The organism is Rhizobium sp. NPDC090279 (assembly GCF_044769665.1).
Lineage (GTDB): Bacteria > Pseudomonadota > Alphaproteobacteria > Rhizobiales > Rhizobiaceae > Rhizobium.
On the sequence record NZ_JBIVYI010000007.1, the window covers coordinates 62581 to 77894 of the forward strand.

The 15314-nt window shown below is 61.4% G+C and carries 13 protein-coding genes; 4 read left to right on the plus strand and 9 right to left on the minus strand.

Features of this window, described 5'->3' with window-relative positions; all coding sequences use genetic code 11:
- The first annotated feature begins 238 nt into the window (after positions 1-238).
- The 3 genes from rocF to ACIQWP_RS18405 all read left to right on the plus strand — a co-directional run bounded on the left by rocF (position 239) and on the right by ACIQWP_RS18405 (position 4021).
- Complete coding sequence (gene rocF / locus ACIQWP_RS18395; protein ID WP_402790082.1) at positions 239-1174, plus strand: arginase; 936 nt, start codon at positions 239-241, stop codon at positions 1172-1174.
- A 397-nt stretch (positions 1175-1571) separates the two neighbouring features.
- Positions 1572-2048, plus strand: coding sequence for a chemotaxis protein CheW (locus tag ACIQWP_RS18400; protein ID WP_402790084.1), 477 nt, complete (start codon positions 1572-1574; stop codon positions 2046-2048).
- 299 nt (positions 2049-2347) lie between these two features.
- Positions 2348-4021, plus strand: a complete 1674-nt coding sequence (locus tag ACIQWP_RS18405; RefSeq protein ID WP_402790087.1) for a methyl-accepting chemotaxis protein — start codon at positions 2348-2350, stop codon at positions 4019-4021.
- Positions 4022-4099: 78 nt separating this feature from the next.
- Here ACIQWP_RS18405 and ACIQWP_RS18410 read toward each other — a convergent pair whose 3' ends face one another.
- The 9 genes from ACIQWP_RS18410 to ACIQWP_RS18450 all read right to left on the minus strand — a co-directional run bounded on the left by ACIQWP_RS18410 (position 4100) and on the right by ACIQWP_RS18450 (position 14437).
- A complete protein-coding gene (locus tag ACIQWP_RS18410) occupies positions 4100-5761 on the minus strand; it encodes an OFA family MFS transporter (protein ID WP_402790090.1) in 1662 nt (553 codons plus the stop codon).
- A 106-nt stretch (positions 5762-5867) separates the two neighbouring features.
- Positions 5868-6134: a formate dehydrogenase subunit delta gene (locus tag ACIQWP_RS18415; protein WP_402790092.1), complete on the minus strand. Its 267-nt coding sequence runs from the start codon at positions 6132-6134 to the stop codon at positions 5868-5870.
- Entirely contained in the window at positions 6124-6951 is an 828-nt protein-coding gene (gene fdhD / locus ACIQWP_RS18420) for a formate dehydrogenase accessory sulfurtransferase FdhD (RefSeq protein WP_402790990.1), read from the minus strand. Before fdhD ends, ACIQWP_RS18415 begins: the two co-directional genes overlap by 11 nt.
- Before the next feature lie 229 nt (positions 6952-7180).
- Positions 7181-10060, minus strand: a complete 2880-nt coding sequence (gene fdhF / locus ACIQWP_RS18425; protein ID WP_402790095.1) for a formate dehydrogenase subunit alpha — start codon at positions 10058-10060, stop codon at positions 7181-7183.
- Positions 10061-10065: 5 nt separating this feature from the next.
- The gene (locus ACIQWP_RS18430) at positions 10066-11622 is read right to left on the minus strand and encodes a formate dehydrogenase beta subunit (protein ID WP_402790098.1); all 1557 of its coding nucleotides are present in this window, start codon (positions 11620-11622) and stop codon (positions 10066-10068) included.
- Positions 11619-12098 (minus strand): formate dehydrogenase subunit gamma, encoded by a 480-nt coding sequence (locus tag ACIQWP_RS18435; RefSeq protein WP_402790101.1) that lies wholly within the window; start codon positions 12096-12098, stop codon positions 11619-11621. The genes ACIQWP_RS18430 and ACIQWP_RS18435 overlap by 4 nt, the downstream gene beginning before the upstream one ends.
- A 162-nt stretch (positions 12099-12260) precedes the next feature.
- Complete coding sequence (locus tag ACIQWP_RS18440; RefSeq protein WP_402790104.1) at positions 12261-13154, minus strand: LysR family transcriptional regulator; 894 nt, start codon at positions 13152-13154, stop codon at positions 12261-12263.
- Positions 13155-13224: 70 nt separating this feature from the next.
- Positions 13225-13563: an ArsR/SmtB family transcription factor gene (locus tag ACIQWP_RS18445; RefSeq protein ID WP_402790107.1), complete on the minus strand. Its 339-nt coding sequence runs from the start codon at positions 13561-13563 to the stop codon at positions 13225-13227.
- Between the two features lie 103 nt (positions 13564-13666).
- Complete coding sequence (locus ACIQWP_RS18450) at positions 13667-14437, minus strand: SDR family NAD(P)-dependent oxidoreductase (RefSeq protein ID WP_402790110.1); 771 nt, start codon at positions 14435-14437, stop codon at positions 13667-13669.
- A 97-nt stretch (positions 14438-14534) separates the two neighbouring features.
- Between ACIQWP_RS18450 and ACIQWP_RS18455 the strand changes: the two genes are divergently transcribed.
- Positions 14535-15308, plus strand: a complete 774-nt coding sequence (locus tag ACIQWP_RS18455) for a DeoR/GlpR family DNA-binding transcription regulator (protein ID WP_402790113.1) — start codon at positions 14535-14537, stop codon at positions 15306-15308.
- Positions 15309-15314: the final 6 nt, after the last annotated feature.

A 15314-nucleotide genomic window follows, 5' to 3' on the forward strand; every position in this document is an offset into this window, starting at 1 on the left:
AAATTGCCTTTCGCTCGCCGCGCACCCCTTCTCCCCACGGGGAGAAGGAGAAACGCGCCTTGCCAACAAGCGCACCGAGGAGACGGCGATCCGGATCACCATATGCTTGTCATTTCTGCTAAATCGAATTGACCAATTCGCCAAAAGCTAGTCAATTTTCGACAATTTTCCATCTTTTTGCTGTCACGCAGAAAATCAATAATGCGGGCAAATAGCCTCTAACCTCGGAGCAATGCCGATGAATACGCAATCCACCCCCATCACCTTGATCGGCGTTCCCCTGGAGGAAGGTTCCGGCCGCCGCGGCGCCGGCATGGGCCCGACGGCGCTTCGCATTGCCGGCATCGAAACCACCCTGATCGAGCTCGGCCATCGCGTCACCGACAGCGGCGACCTGCACCCGGCGCCAGCGGCAGACCTGCCGGAACATCCGCAGGCCCATAACCTGAAGATCGTCGGCGCCTTCACGCGCGCGCTCGAGGCAAAGGTCTATGACGTCGCATCATCAGGCAGCTTTCCGCTGATCCTCGGCGGTGACCACAGCCTGTCCATGGGTAGCGTCTCCGGCATGGCCCGCCATGCGGCGGAAGTCGGCCGTCCCCTCTTCGTCCTGTGGCTGGACGCGCATTCCGATTTCAATTCACCCGCCACCTCGCCATCGGGCAATATCCACGGCATGCCTGTCGCCTACTACTGCGGCGAGGCCGAGATCGCGAACGTATTGCCGGCCGGCCGGCCGCTGGTCGATCCGACGAAAGTCTTCCAGGTCGGCATCCGCTCCGTCGATCCGCGCGAGCGCGAGGCAATCCGCGAACACGGCGTCAACGTCTTCGACATGCGCTCGCTCGATGAACAGGGCGTGGCCGCCATCATGCGCAAGGTGCTCGACACGGTCGAAGCCGCCAATGGCCTGCTGCATGTCAGCTTCGACGTCGATTTCCTCGATCCGGATTTCGCGCCTGGCGTCGGAACGACGGTGCCTGGCGGCGCGACCTATCGCGAGGCGCATCTCATCATGGAAATGCTGTCCGACAGCAGCCTCGTCTCGTCGCTCGATCTCGTCGAGCTCAATCCCTTCCTCGACGACCGCGGCAAGAGCGCCCGCGTGCTGGTGGAAATGGCCGCAAGCCTTTTCGGCCGCCGCATCTTCGACCGTCCGACCAGAGCCGCCTGAGAGCTCTCTAGCCCACCGGTAGAGGGATATCCCGCCAAAGGAGCGGCCTTCCTCTCGGGGGCCATCCTCGCCCTTCGAGGCTTTAGCCCCTTCGACAAGCTCGGGAGCCTCCGCACCTCAGGGTGAGGATGGAGCAGCCTGGCCCTCGATATGGCTTGCCTCTTTTGGGCCGCGGAGCGAGAAGATCAGTCCTCATGGTGAGGTGGCGCGCAAGCGCCCTCGAACCACGAGGACGGGTAGCCAGCCTCCCTTGGCGGAAAGCCCCCCTTCCAGCCTCTTGCCCTGCCGGCCTATACTTCGAAGCCGCTTGTATAGATTTAGGTTTAAGCAATGTTCTTGCTCTATCGTGCCATCAACACGCCGCATTTGGCGTCGCGCTTCAACGGGAAGAACGTTCATGGCCACGATCAATTCCACCAGCTTCAGCGGCGATACCCTGGAAATCATTGCATTCCGCCTTCATGAGCAGGAATTCTGCGTCAAGACCACCACGATCCGCGAAATCCGCGGCTGGGCGCCATCGACGCCGATCCCGCACGCACCGGCCGATGTCATCGGTGTCATGAACCTGCGCGGCTCGGTGATCCCGATCATCGACCTTGCCTACAAGCTCGGCATGCAGAGCACGGTCGCCAATGAGCGCAGCGCCATCGTCGTTGCCGAAGTCCACAACATGGTCATCGGCATGCTGGTCGATCGCGTTTCCGACATCCTGACGATCGCCTCCAGCCAGGTGCAGCCGGTTCCGGAAGTGACCGCCTCCTTCGACCGCGCCTATTGCGAAGGTATCATCGCGACAGAGAACGGGATGATCTGCTTCCTGAACCTCGCCAAGATGTTCAAGGAGAATGAGACAGACGAACTCGCCGCGTAACTTCGCCTTATAGTCTTCTTCAAAGAACCGTCGCCTTTTCGCGGCGGTTTTTTATTTCCTCATAATTTTAGTTAGTTATATTTTATTTAAATTATAATTTCTAATAAACTAATTTTTACTCAAAATTAAGGGGGAGCACTCCATCATCGATTGTGAAGCGAGGAAAGAAAATACAATCTCAACATTCCGACCATCCCGTGCGGAACGTCGTCTTTCGGCGTGCCGGCGAGCGCGGCCGCCCGCTTCGATGCCATCAATCGACGCCCGGGCAGGCGCGAGCTTTCTGAGAGGGAATAGGAATGTTCAGTCTATCATCGGATGCCAGCCGCATTCTTTCCGCCGTTTCCAAATCGCAGGCCATCATCGAATTCGACCTTCAGGGTAAGGTTCTGACCGCAAACGAGAATTTCTGTCGCGCGCTAGGCTATGAGCTGAAGGAAATCGTCGGCAACCATCACCGGATGTTCTGCGAGCCGGCCTATGTCTCAACCCCCGCCTATCATGATTTCTGGGCGCGCCTCGGCCGCGGCGAATATGACGCCGGCACCTACAAGCGCCTTGCCAAGGGCAATCGCGAGATCTGGATACAGGCCTCCTACAACCCCGTCTTCCGCAACGGAAAGCCGGTAAAGGTTGTAAAATTCGCAGCCGACGTCACCGAAGCCAGGAAGAAGGCGATCGACGATGCCGGCAAGCTCGAAGCGCTCTCGCGCTCGCAGGCCGTCATCGAATTCCTGCCGACCGGGGAGATCCTGACGGCGAACGAAAACTTCTGCGGCGCCATGGGCTATGCGCTCAGCGAAATCACCGGCAAGCACCACAGCATCTTCTGCGAGCCGGCCTATGCCCGCACCGAGGAATACAAGCGCTTCTGGCAGCGTCTGGCGGAAGGCGAGTTCATCGCCAACGAATTCGTCCGCTACGGCAAGGGCGGCAAGGAAATCTGGATTCAGGCAGCCTACAACCCCATCACCGATGCCGATGGCAAGGTCTACAAGGTCGTGAAGTTCGCGACGGACGTCACCTCGCGCATGAGCGCCATCAGCGAGCTCGGCGGCGCCCTTCGCAGCCTGTCGGAAGGTGACCTGACGAAGACGCTCGAGCGGTCCTTCGTGCCCTCGATGGAGCAGCTTCGCCACGATTTCAACGCAACCGTCCACAAGCTCGCCGAGACATTGACCACTGTCGGCGACAATGCCAGCGCCATTGCCGCCGGCTCTCGCGAGCTCGGCGATTCGGCCGAAGCCTTCTCGCGACGCACCGAACAGCAGGCCGCCTCGGTGGAAGAGACGGCAGCGGCGCTGGAAGAGATCACCACGACAGTCGCCGATTCCAGCCAACGCGCCGAGGAAGCCGGGCGTCTCGTCGCCGAAACCAAGCAGGGCGCCGAGCAATCCGGCACCGTCGTCCGAAGCGCCGTCGCCGCCATGGATCAGATCGAGAAATCTTCGCGCGAGATCACCAACATCATCGGCGTCATCGATGACATTGCCTTCCAGACCAACCTTCTGGCGCTGAATGCCGGTGTCGAAGCGGCGCGAGCCGGCGAGGCAGGCAAAGGCTTTGCCGTCGTGGCGCAGGAAGTGCGGGAACTGGCGCAGCGCTCCGCCAGTGCTGCCAAGGAGATCAAGGCGCTGATCACGGCCTCCAGCGAGCATGTGAAAAACGGCGTCGGCCTCGTCGGCCAGACGGGCAAGGCGCTCGAGCAGATCGTCACCCAGGTCGGCGACATCAACACCAACGTCGCTGCCATCGTGAAGGCATCGAAGGAACAGACGATCGGCCTTCGGGAAATCAATTCGGCGATCAATTCGCTGGACCAGACGACCCAGCAGAATGCCGCGATGGTCGAGGAGAGCACCGCCGCAAGCCTCAGGCTCGCCAATGAGGCGGATGCGCTGCATACGCTGCTGGCCCAGTTCCGCCTCGCCGATGCTGTCATCAGGGATATGGTCATGCGCCGCGCGGCATGATTGCCATTACACTTGCCCTCTCAGCATGAAGCCGCCCCGACCAGGTCGAGGCGGCTTCATCATTTTTGGGAGGAGCAATCAGCCGAACAGTGCGTACGTGCTTTTGATCGTCACCCAGACGCCCCAGAGCAGCGGAATGCCGACAATGGCCCAGGCGATCAGCGCCTTGCCGTCGAAGCCGCCGGTGCCGATGCCGAAGGAGCCGGTGGGGCCGGCATTGGCGGCCGCGGTCTTTGCCTGCAACGCCGCGACCTCCTCATCCGACATGAACCACTTGTCCGAGAGCGGCTTGATCAGCAAGTTGGCGATCAGCCCCAGCGCCAGCATGCCGGCGAGGATATACATGGTGAAGGTATAGAGCTGCGCGCCCTGGACACCCGCGGCCTTCTGCGCCTCACGAATGTAGTTGACGACCACCGGGCCGATGATGCCGGCCGTTGCCCAGGCCGTCAGCAGCCGACCATGGATCGCGCCGACGAACTGCGTGCCGAAAATATCGGCGAGATAGGCGGGAACCGTTGCGAAGCCGCCGCCATACATCGACAGGATGATGCAAAGAGCGCCGACGAACAGCACCTTGCTGTGAATGCCCGCCGCCCAGGGGGCCAGGATATAGAGCACGATGCCGATGACGAAGAAGCAGTAATAGGTGTTCTTGCGGCCGATCTTGTCGGAGAGCGACGCCCAGAAGAAGCGACCGCCGATATTGAACAGCGACAAGAGCCCGGCAAAGCCGGCGGCGATGGCTGCGACGGTCGCCACCTGATCCTTGCTCAGGGCAGAGAACCCGACATCCGGCAGGCCGATCAGAGCACCGCCGAAGATTTCCTGCAGCATGGGCGAGGCCATGCCGATGACGCCGATTCCGGCCGAGACGTTGAGGCACAGCACCGCCCAGATGAGCCAGAACTGCTTGGTCTTGTGAGCATCGCGCAGATGCACATGCTTCGTCGTGATCATCGTGCTTTTTGCTACGGGCGGCGTCCAGCCTTCGGGGCGCCAGCCGGCCGGCGGCAGGCGATAGCCGAAGGCGCCGCCCATCATGAAGACGAAATAGATGGCCGCCATGACGATGAAGGTCTGCCAGACGCCGACCGAGCCGTCAGCGCGGAAATTGTTCATCAGCAGGCTCGCGAGCGGTGCTCCGATCATCGCGCCGCCGCCGAAGCCCATGATCGCCATGCCGGTCGCCATGCCGCGCCGGTCGGGAAACCATTTGATCAGCGTCGACACCGGCGAGATATAGCCGAGGCCGAGACCGATGCCGCCGATGACACCGGCGCCGATCCACATGATCCAGAGCTGGTGGAAGATGACGCCGATAGCCGCAATCACGATCCCGCCGCACCAGCAGCAGGCAGCGACGACGCCGGCCTTGCGCGGCCCGGCCTTTTCCAGCCAGCCGCCCCATATGGCGGCGGAAGAACCCAGCAATACGAAGAAGAGCGTATAGATCCAGCCGAGATCGCTGACGCGCCAGTCGCAGCTTGTCGTGAACAGGGCCGTCAGCAGATTGAGGCTGGCGCATTCCGCGGGAGCCGGCGTCGATGTACCGAGCGCCTTGGACAGTGGCAGCCAGAAGACGCTGAAGCCATAGGCCATGCCGATGCAAAGATGGATTGCCAACGCGGCCGGCGGCACAAGCCATCGGTTGAAGCCTGGCTTGGCGATGATGCGCTCACGATCGAGCAGGCCCGCCGTTGCCGCTCCTCGGGAAATATTGGTATCCGCAGCCGTCATGAACAACTCCTCCTTGCTCCAAAGACCGACGCCCATCCCCCTGACGGGAATCGCATGAGGGGATGGTGCTCCCCTCTCTCCACCCAGTCACCTGTCAATTTGAGTACTAAGTCGGCTTAATTTCCTCGGTCGGGGCCGGCCTGTGAATCAGCGCTGCCGCCTCCAATACCAACGGGTTCAGTCCGCTGTCGCCTTGGTCGATGATTGCGAACAGCTGGCGCCGCATACGCGGCTCCCAGAATTTGTTGATGTGCGTGGCGACGCCCTGTGCCGCTTCGCTCGCCGGCTGCGTCTTGAAGAAGGTGGCGATCTGGTTCGCCATGTAGATGAGCTTGGTTTCGGTCTTGCCGTGCTGCGTTTCGTCAAGCGACATCGGCGATGCTCCCCGTTATAATGCGATGCGGATGGGTGAAAATCTCGAAATCGTCGCCACGCACCAGCGCGACCAATGTCATGCCGGCCTCCTCGGCCGTGCGGATAGCAAGCGCCGTCGGCGCGGAGATGGCGACCAGCACGGAACTGCCCAATATGGCGGCCTTTTGTACCATCTCGACGGATAGACGGCTGGTGACAGCCACCACACCTTCCGCTCCCTTGCGGCCGGAGCGAATGACGGCGCCGCAGAGCTTGTCGAGCGCATTATGCCTGCCAACATCTTCCCGCACGGCAAGCAACCCCTCGGACGGAATATAGAAGCCGGCCCCATGCACGGCACGCGTCTCGCGATGCAGCGGCTGCGCGTCGTTGAGCAGCGCGATGGCGCGGACGATATCCTTCTGCGTGAGCGTCAACGCCACCTTCGAAACGTCGGGCACCTTGCGCACCGCCTGCTCGATCGATTCGATGCCGCAGAGGCCGCAGCCGACGGGACCGGCCATATGACGGCGGCGCAGCCGCAGCGCGTCGGCCGCGTCATCGACCAGGGTGATCTGCACATCGATCCCCTGCTCGTCCTCGATCGGTTCGATGGCGGCGACCTGAGCTATATCGGCGATGATACCCTCGGTCAGGCTGAAGCCGACGGCGAAATCCTCGATATCGGCGGGCGTGCCCATCATGACGGCGTGAGAAGAACCGCCATAGGAAAAAGCGATCGGCACCTCCTCGGGCACGATGCGCGAGCCGGAATTAATGACGCCGTTGCGGCGTGCGGTCTCGGGGACGGTCGTGGTGGGGGTGAATTTGGTCATTGAGTGACGGGGCATGAAATACCCCCCTCTGTCACTTCGTGACATCTCCCCCACAAGGGGTGAGATTGGTAGCGCGCAGCACTCTCTGGTCTCAAGCCGACGCCGAGTCTGCTGAAACCCGTGTCTATTGTCTTGCGAGTGATGAGCGGCAAACTCCGAACAATCTCCCCCCTTGTGGGGGAGATGTCACGAAAGTGACAGAGGGGGGTATTTCTCCACATCCTCAATCTCACTCAGCCGCCTCCATCTTCCCGGCAATACGACGAGACTGCTTGGCCTGCTCGTCATAATCGACCTGCCATTGCGACGGGCCGTTCGACGGCGAGACCTGCACCGCCGTCACCTTGTATTCCGGGCAATTCGTCGCCCAGTCGGAATAGTCCGTGGTGATGACGTTCGCCTGCGTGTCCGGGTGATGGAAGGTCGTGTAGACGACGCCCGGAGCCACGCGGTCGGTGATGAGAGCCCTGAGCGTCGTGTCGCCGGAGCGGCTGGTCAGCTTGATCCAGTCGCCTTCGCGAATGCCGCGCTGCTCGGCATCGTGCGGATGCATCTCCAGGCGATCCTCGGCGTGCCACATCACATTCTCTGTCCGCCGCGTCTGCGCGCCGACATTGTACTGGCTGAGGATACGCCCCGTGGTGAGCAGCAGCGGGAAGCGTGGGCCGGTGCGCTCGTCGGTTGCGACATATTCGGTGCGGATGAACTTACCCTTGCCGCGCACGAAGCCGTCGACATGCATGATCGGCGAACCGAGCGGCGTCTTCTCGTTGCAGGGCCACTGCACCGAGCCCATCTTTTCCAGATAGTCGTAGGAGACCAGGGCAAAGCTCGGCGTCGTCGCCGCGATCTCGTCCATGATCTCGGACGGATGCGCATAGTTCCAGCCCAGCCCCATGGCCTGCGCCATCTTCTGCGTCACTTCCCAGTCGGCATAGCCGTTGCGCGGCGTCATGACCTTGCGTACGCGGTTGATACGGCGCTCGGCATTGGTGAAGGTGCCGTCCTTTTCGAGGAAGGTCGAGCCGGGGAGGAAGACATGGGCGTAATTCGCCGTCTCGTTCAGGAAGAGATCATGGACGACAACGCATTCCATTGCGGCAAGGCCGGCGGCGACATGCTTGGTATCCGGATCTGACTGGAGGATATCCTCGCCTTGGATGTAGAGACCCCTGAAGCTGCCGTCGACGGCGGCATCGAGCATATTGGGAATGCGCAGGCCGGGCTCGTTGTTCAGCTTCACGCCCCAGAGCTTCTCGAAGATATCGCGGGTCGCATCGTCGGAGATATGGCGATAGCCCGGCAGCTCATGCGGGAAGGAGCCCATGTCGCAGGAGCCCTGCACGTTGTTCTGGCCGCGCAGCGGGTTCACGCCGACGCCGGGCCGGCCGATATTGCCGGTCACCATGGCGAGGTTGGCGATCGCCATGACGGTCGTCGAACCCTGACTGTGCTCGGTGACACCGAGGCCGTAGTAGATCGCGCCATTGCCGCCCTTGGCAAAGAGACGGGCCGCGCCGCGCACGAGATCGGCGGGAACGCCGGTGTATCTTTCCGTTTCCTCCGGGCTGTGCTGCGGCTCGGAGACGAAACCAGCCCAATCCTCGAACTCTGACCAGTCGCAGCGTTCGCGGATGAACTTTTCGTCGAACAGACCTTCGGTGACGATGACGTGAGCCAGCGCCGTCATCATGGCGACATTGGTGCCCGGCTTCAGCGGCAGGTGGAAGCTCGCCTCGACATGCGGCGTGCGCACCAGATCGATGCGGCGCGGATCGATGACGATGAGCTTGGCGCCTTGACGCAGCCGCTTCTTCAGGCGCGAGCCGAAGACCGGATGACCATCCGTCGGATTGGCGCCGATGACGATGACGACATCGGAATGCTCGACGCTGTCGAAATTCTGGGTGCCGGCAGACGTGCCGAAAGCCTGGCCGAGGCCATAGCCCGTGGGCGAATGGCAGACGCGGGCGCAAGTATCGACATTGTTGTTGCCGAAACCGGCGCGCACCAGCTTCTGCACCAAATAGGTTTCCTCGTTGGTGCAGCGCGAGGACGTGATGCCGCCGATCGAATCGCGGCCGTACTGATATTGCAGCCGCTTGAATTCGGTGGCGATATGGGCAAAGGCCTCGTCCCAGGTCACTTCGCGCCAGGGATCGGTCACCTTTTCGCGCACCATCGGATTGAGGATGCGGTCCTTGTGGGTCGAATAGCCATAGGCGAAGCGGCCCTTGACGCAGGAATGGCCGCGATTGGCCTGACCGTCCTTCCACGGCACCATGCGCACCAGCTCTTCGCCACGCATTTCCGCCTTGAAGGAGCAGCCGACGCCGCAATAGGCGCAGGTAGTGACAGCGGAATGCTCCGGCTGGCCGATAGCAATCACCGACTTCTCGGTCAGCGTTGCCGTCGGGCAGGCCTGCACGCAGGCGCCGCAGGACACGCATTCCGAGTCGATGAAATGTTCGTGCATACCCGGCGAGACGCGCGAGCCGAAACCACGGCCCTCGATCGTCAGCGCGAAGGTACCCTGCACTTCCTCGCAGGCACGCACGCAGCGGGAGCAGACGATGCATTTCGACGGGTCATAGGTGAAATAGGGGTTGGACTCGTCCTTCGGCATCCATTTCAGATTGATGTCGCCGCTGTTGCGCGCCTTGACGTGGTTGTCGCCCTCATAGCCATAGCGCACATCGCGCAGGCCGACGGCACCTGCCATGTCCTGCAATTCGCAATCGCCATTGGCAGCGCAGGTCAGACAGTCGAGCGGATGGTCGGAGATATAGAGCTCCATCACGCCCCGGCGGATGTCCTTCAGCCGGCCGGTCTGCGTGTGAACGACGAGACCGGGAGCAACCGGCGTCGTGCACGAGGCCGGCGTGCCGTTGCGGCCCTCGATCTCGACGAGACAGAGGCGGCAGGAGCCGAAGGCATCGACCATGTCGGTGGCGCAGAGTTTTGGCACCTGAATGCCGGCTTCCATCGAGGCGCGCATGATCGACGTGCCCTCAGGCACCGTGATCTGGCGTCCGTCGATGGTGAGCGTCACCATGGTTTCGGAGAGGGAGGCGGGCGTGCCGTAATCGATTTCTGGAACGAGGGACATGGCTCTTACTCCGCCGCTTCAATCAAGGGAGCCGGAGAAAAGTCCTCCGGAAAATGGGTCATGGCGCTCATGACGGGATAGGGCGTGAAACCGCCGAGCGCACAGAGCGAACCGAACTTCATCGTGTTGCAGAGATCGGCGAGCAGAACCCGGTTCTTCTCGGGCTCTATGCCTTGCGCGATCTTGTCGGCCGTCTCGACGCCGCGGGTCGAGCCGATGCGGCAGGGCGTGCATTTGCCGCAGCTTTCCACGGCACAGAATTCCATGGCGAAACGCGCTTGCTTCAGCATGTCGGCTGTATCGTCGAAAACAACGATGCCGGCATGGCCGATCAGGCCGTCCTTGGCCGCGAAGGATTCATAGTCGAACGGCGTGTCGAACAGAGCCCGCGGGAAATAGGCCCCAAGCGGGCCGCCCACCTGCACCGCCTTGACCGGCCGCCCGGTTATCGTGCCCCCGCCAATCCTGTCGACGATGTCGCCGAGCGAAAGGCCGAAGGCCGTCTCGTAGAGACCACCATGCTTGACGTTGCCGGCGATCTGCAGCGGGATCGTGCCGCGAGAGCGGCCCATGCCGAAATCGCGGTAGAAGGCAGCACCCTTGTCCATGATGACGGGAACGGAAGCCAGCGAGATCACGTTGTTGATGACTGTGGGGCAGTTGAACAAGCCTTTATGCGCCGGCAGCGGCGGCTTGGCGCGCACGATACCGCGCTTGCCCTCGAGGCTGTTCAGCAGTGCCGTTTCCTCACCGCAGACATAGGCGCCGGCGCCGGTGCGGATTTCCATGTCGAACGCCTTGCCGGAGCCGAGGACGGAGGCGCCGAGGATGCCCGCCTTGCGGGCGATTTCGACCGCTTCGGTCATCGCGGCAATCGCATGCGGATATTCGGAACGCGTATAGACGAAGCCCTTGGTCGCGCCGGTCGCAAGGCCTGCGATCGCCATGCCTTCGACCAGCACGAAGGGATCACCTTCCATGATCATCCGGTCGGCGAATGTGCCGCTGTCGCCCTCGTCGGCATTGCAGACGATGTATTTGCGGTCGCCCGGCGCATCGAGCACCGTCTTCCATTTGATGCCGGTCGGGAAACCCGCGCCGCCACGGCCGCGCAGGCCGGAATCGGTGACGTCCTTGACGATATCGGCCGCTGCCATGCCGATGGCGCGGCGCAGCCCCTTGAGGCCACCATGGGCTTCATAATCTGTGAGCGAAAGCGGATCAGTGATGCCGCAGCGGGCAAAGGTCAGGCGGGTCTGTTCTTTGAGGAATGGGAGGTTTTCGACCTCCCCAAGACAGAGCGGATGCTCGCCGCCTTCGGCGAGCCCGGCGTCAAAGAGTGCCGCGACATCCTTGGCCTTCACCGGACCATAGCCGATACGCTTGCCGCCGATCTCGACTTCGACCAGCGGCTCGAGCCAGAACATGCCGCGCGAGCCGTTGCGCACGATGCGCGCATCGAGGCCACGTTTGGCGATTTCCTGCGCGACCGACTTCGCGACCTTCTCCGCACCGAGCGAAAGGGCGGCGGCATCGCGGGGGATATAGATGGTCAAGCTCATTGGCGCGCCTCCTTCACGAGGTCGTCGGCGCTCTCATCGTCGAGCCGGCCATAGAGTTCTCCATCAAGCATCGCCGCCGGCGCGCAGGCGCAAAGCCCGAGACAGTAGACCGGTTCCAGCGTGACGCTGCCATCGAGCGTGGTCTGGTGGAAATCGATGCCCAGCAGCCGCTTGACACGCTCCGCCAGCGCATCGCCACCCATCGATTGACAGGCCTCGGCGCGACAGAGCTTCAGGACATGGCGACCGGTGGGATGGTCGCGATAGTCGTGATAGAAGGTCATCACGCCATGTACTTCGGCGCGGGAAAGGTTCAGAGCCTTGGCTACCAGCTGCAGTGCATCCTGCGGCACATAGCCGAATTCCTCCTGAATTCCATGCAGGATCGGCAAAAGCGGCCCTTCCATCGATTTCATGCTATCGATGATGGTGCCGGCACGGGTCGCAATCTCGCCCGCACCCAGGTTCAAGCTCATAAACAGACCTCCCACGCATAATCCGAAAACCGCCGCGGCAATTTCAGAAAGGCTTATGCGGCATTTCCTCCGTGGCGCGCGATCGACACGCCCAAGGATAAGGTCGCAGGGAGAAGGCAAAGGATCAATAAGGCAGTCCCGTCACTCGATAGAAAATTTCTATCAAGATCTATCAGCTTCTGCGAGCAATCTTGCCTCATGCAACAGAGCGGAGACGAGCGGTGTGAAGGGCTCGCGATGCGTGGCGACCAGCCCGACGAGATGCTCTGCATCCGGCTCCGTGATTGGAATTTTGCGGATATCGACCGGAAAACCGAAAGAATCGGCGATATTCTTTGGCATAATGCTGGCCCAGCGCCCGGTCTGAACGTGCGAAAACAACACGATCATCGAATTCGATTCCAGCGTCGGCTTGGCAACCGCGCCTGCCTCCGCAAGGTGACGGTTGATAATCCGACGGTTTTGCATGTCGGCCGTCAATAGACAAAGCCGAAGATTGCCGATCTCCTTCCAGGTGACCGTCTCTCGCTCCGAAAACGGGCTGCCGCCCGCCGTGATGAGGTGATAGCGCTCGGCATAGAGCGGTACACTGGTGACCCGGCCGAGCGGCTCGTTTTCCAGATAGGTGATGCCGGCATCGATCTCGAGGTTTTCGAGCAGGCTCAGAACCTGCAGCGAGTTGCGCGATAAGATGGAGAAGGTGACGTCAGGGTGCCTCTCCTGGAAAGGCGTCGTGATTCTCTGCACCATGGCAAGCGCCGTGGGAATGGCTGCGATCCGGATATGGCCGGCAAGGCCTTTGCGCGCCGCGCGCATCTCCTCGCGCATGGTGCGGCTGTCGCCGACGATGCGGCGGGCCCATTCCAGCACGCGCTGCCCCTCGGGCGTCAGGCCTTGAAAGCGCGAGCCGCGGCTGACGAGCATCACGCCGAGTTGATCTTCCAATTGCCGGATCGCCGCCGACAAAGTCGGCTGCGTCACGCCGCACTCCTCGGCGGCGCGGCCAAAATGCTTCTGATTCGCCAGCGCGATGAAGAATTCCAGCTTTTCGATCATCCTACTCTCCCGCAGCGAAAGAGTTAGACTGGCAGATCGGCGAGCGCAACACGCAAGGCCGCTTCAGGCATCAACGATCGCCCTGGCAGAAGGCTTTCTGCAGGGAATCGACGACCGCGCAGATTTCCGACCGCGCGACGGCATAGTGAATGAGCCGCCCTTCGCGGCGCGTATCGACCAGCTTGTCCAGGCGAAGGCGTGCCAGATGCTGCGATACGACGGCCTGCGGCAGATCGAGAAGAGCCTCGAGCTCCATCACCGTTTTCTCATGCTTGGCGAGCATGAAAAGAATTGCCAGACGGGTCTCATGAGACAGTGCTTTCAGCAGGGCGCTCGCCTTTCGCGCACTCCCCGTCATTTCTTCGACATCACGTTCCGCTTCACCGCCCTGCGGTAGAGACGACGACATATCACAGCCTCTAGTGAGAATTCCCCTAGAGGTATGCTTATAATATTATCAAACCTCAAGCTGATTCAAAAAAGACACGGAAAACCAAAAAAGGTCCGTTTTATCAGCAGATAAGCTGGCCACCGTTGATCTCGACCACCTGCCCCGTGATGTAGCCGGAAAGCGATGGTGCCGAGAGGAAGAGGTACGCCGGAGCGCAATCTTCCGGTGTGCCGAGGCGCTGAAGCGGAATAGACTTTCTGGTCTGCTCCAGCTTCTCCCTGGATGAATAACGCTCATGAAACTCGGTTGCTATCGTGCCGGGCGAGACGCAGTTCACCCGAATGCCGTCGGGCGCCAGCTCGCGCGCCAACGCTTTCGAATAGGTCGAGACGAAGGCTTTCGAGGCGGAATAGATCGCAGAGCCCGGACTGCCGCCAGTAAGAGCGGAGATCGAAACGGTATTGACGATCGCGGCCTGCCCGGCGGCCCGCAGCAACGGCAACAGCCCCCTCGTCACTTCCACGACGGAGGTCTGATTGAGATGAACGATCCCCGCATATTGCTCGTCCGTCAGCTCGCCGGCGGGAAACCGGCCGACCATGGTGCCGGCATTGTTGACCAGCACATCGATGCGGTCGAAACGCTCGCCCGCAGCGCTCGCGAAATCGCGTGTGCCATTGCCGGCGGCAAAATCGCCGGCAATGAGAAAGGCACGGCGGTCCGCCTCGGCCTCCATCAGGAAATCGGGCAATTGGCGACTGGCATCGCGGCCGATATGCGCGAGAACGTGGGCGCCGCAATCGAGAAACTGCCGCGCAACCTCCAGCCCGATGCCACGGCCGGCGCCGGTGACCACGACATTGCGGTTTTCGAATAGCTTCGGATGAAACACGGTAACCTCCCCAACCGCACTATTCGCGCGCCGGTAATTGCGGAATTTTCACTTTACCATATGATGACGAAAAAACGAAAGAAAGGGAGCGAAAACCATGTTCCTGTCCGGACGACAGACCGAGATCCTCGAAATCGCCAAGGCGGAGGGGCGCGTGCTGGTCGAGGAGCTGGCGCTGCGCTTCTCGGTCACGCCGCAAACCATCCGCAAGGACCTGAACGATCTCTGCGACGGGCGCGTGCTGTCGCGCGTGCATGGCGGCGCGATCTTTCCCGGCGGGACAGAGAACGTGAAATATGAGGCGAGACGGTCTATCGCCGCGCCCGAAAAGCATGCGATCGGCCGCGCCGCGGCCAGCCTGATCCCCAACAACAGCTCGCTCTTCATCAATATCGGCACGACGACGGAGGCCGTAGGCGAGGCATTGCTCGGCCATCATGAGTTGATGGTCATCACAAATAATATCAATGTTGCCAACAAGTTACGCATTTTCCCATCCATCGAGGTCGTGATTGCCGGCGGCGTTGTGCGCGGCTCGGATGGCGGCATCGTCGGCGAGGCGGCCGTCGATTTCATCAAGCAGTTCAAGGTCGACTACGCCGTGATCGGCGCCTCCGCGATCGATCCCGACGGCGCGCTCCTGGATTTCGATTTTCGCGAAGTGAAAGTCGCGCAGGCGATCATCGCCAATGCGAGGCATGTCATTCTCGTCGCCGACAGCACCAAGTTCGAACGAACCGCCCCGGTTCGCATCGGCCATCTCTCGCAGGTTCATACGTTCGTCACAGATGAATGTAGTATCGAATCCGTGCGATCCATCGCTGCGGAACATGACGTGCATCTCGTGGAAACCTCGCGCAGATCGGCTTGACGAGAG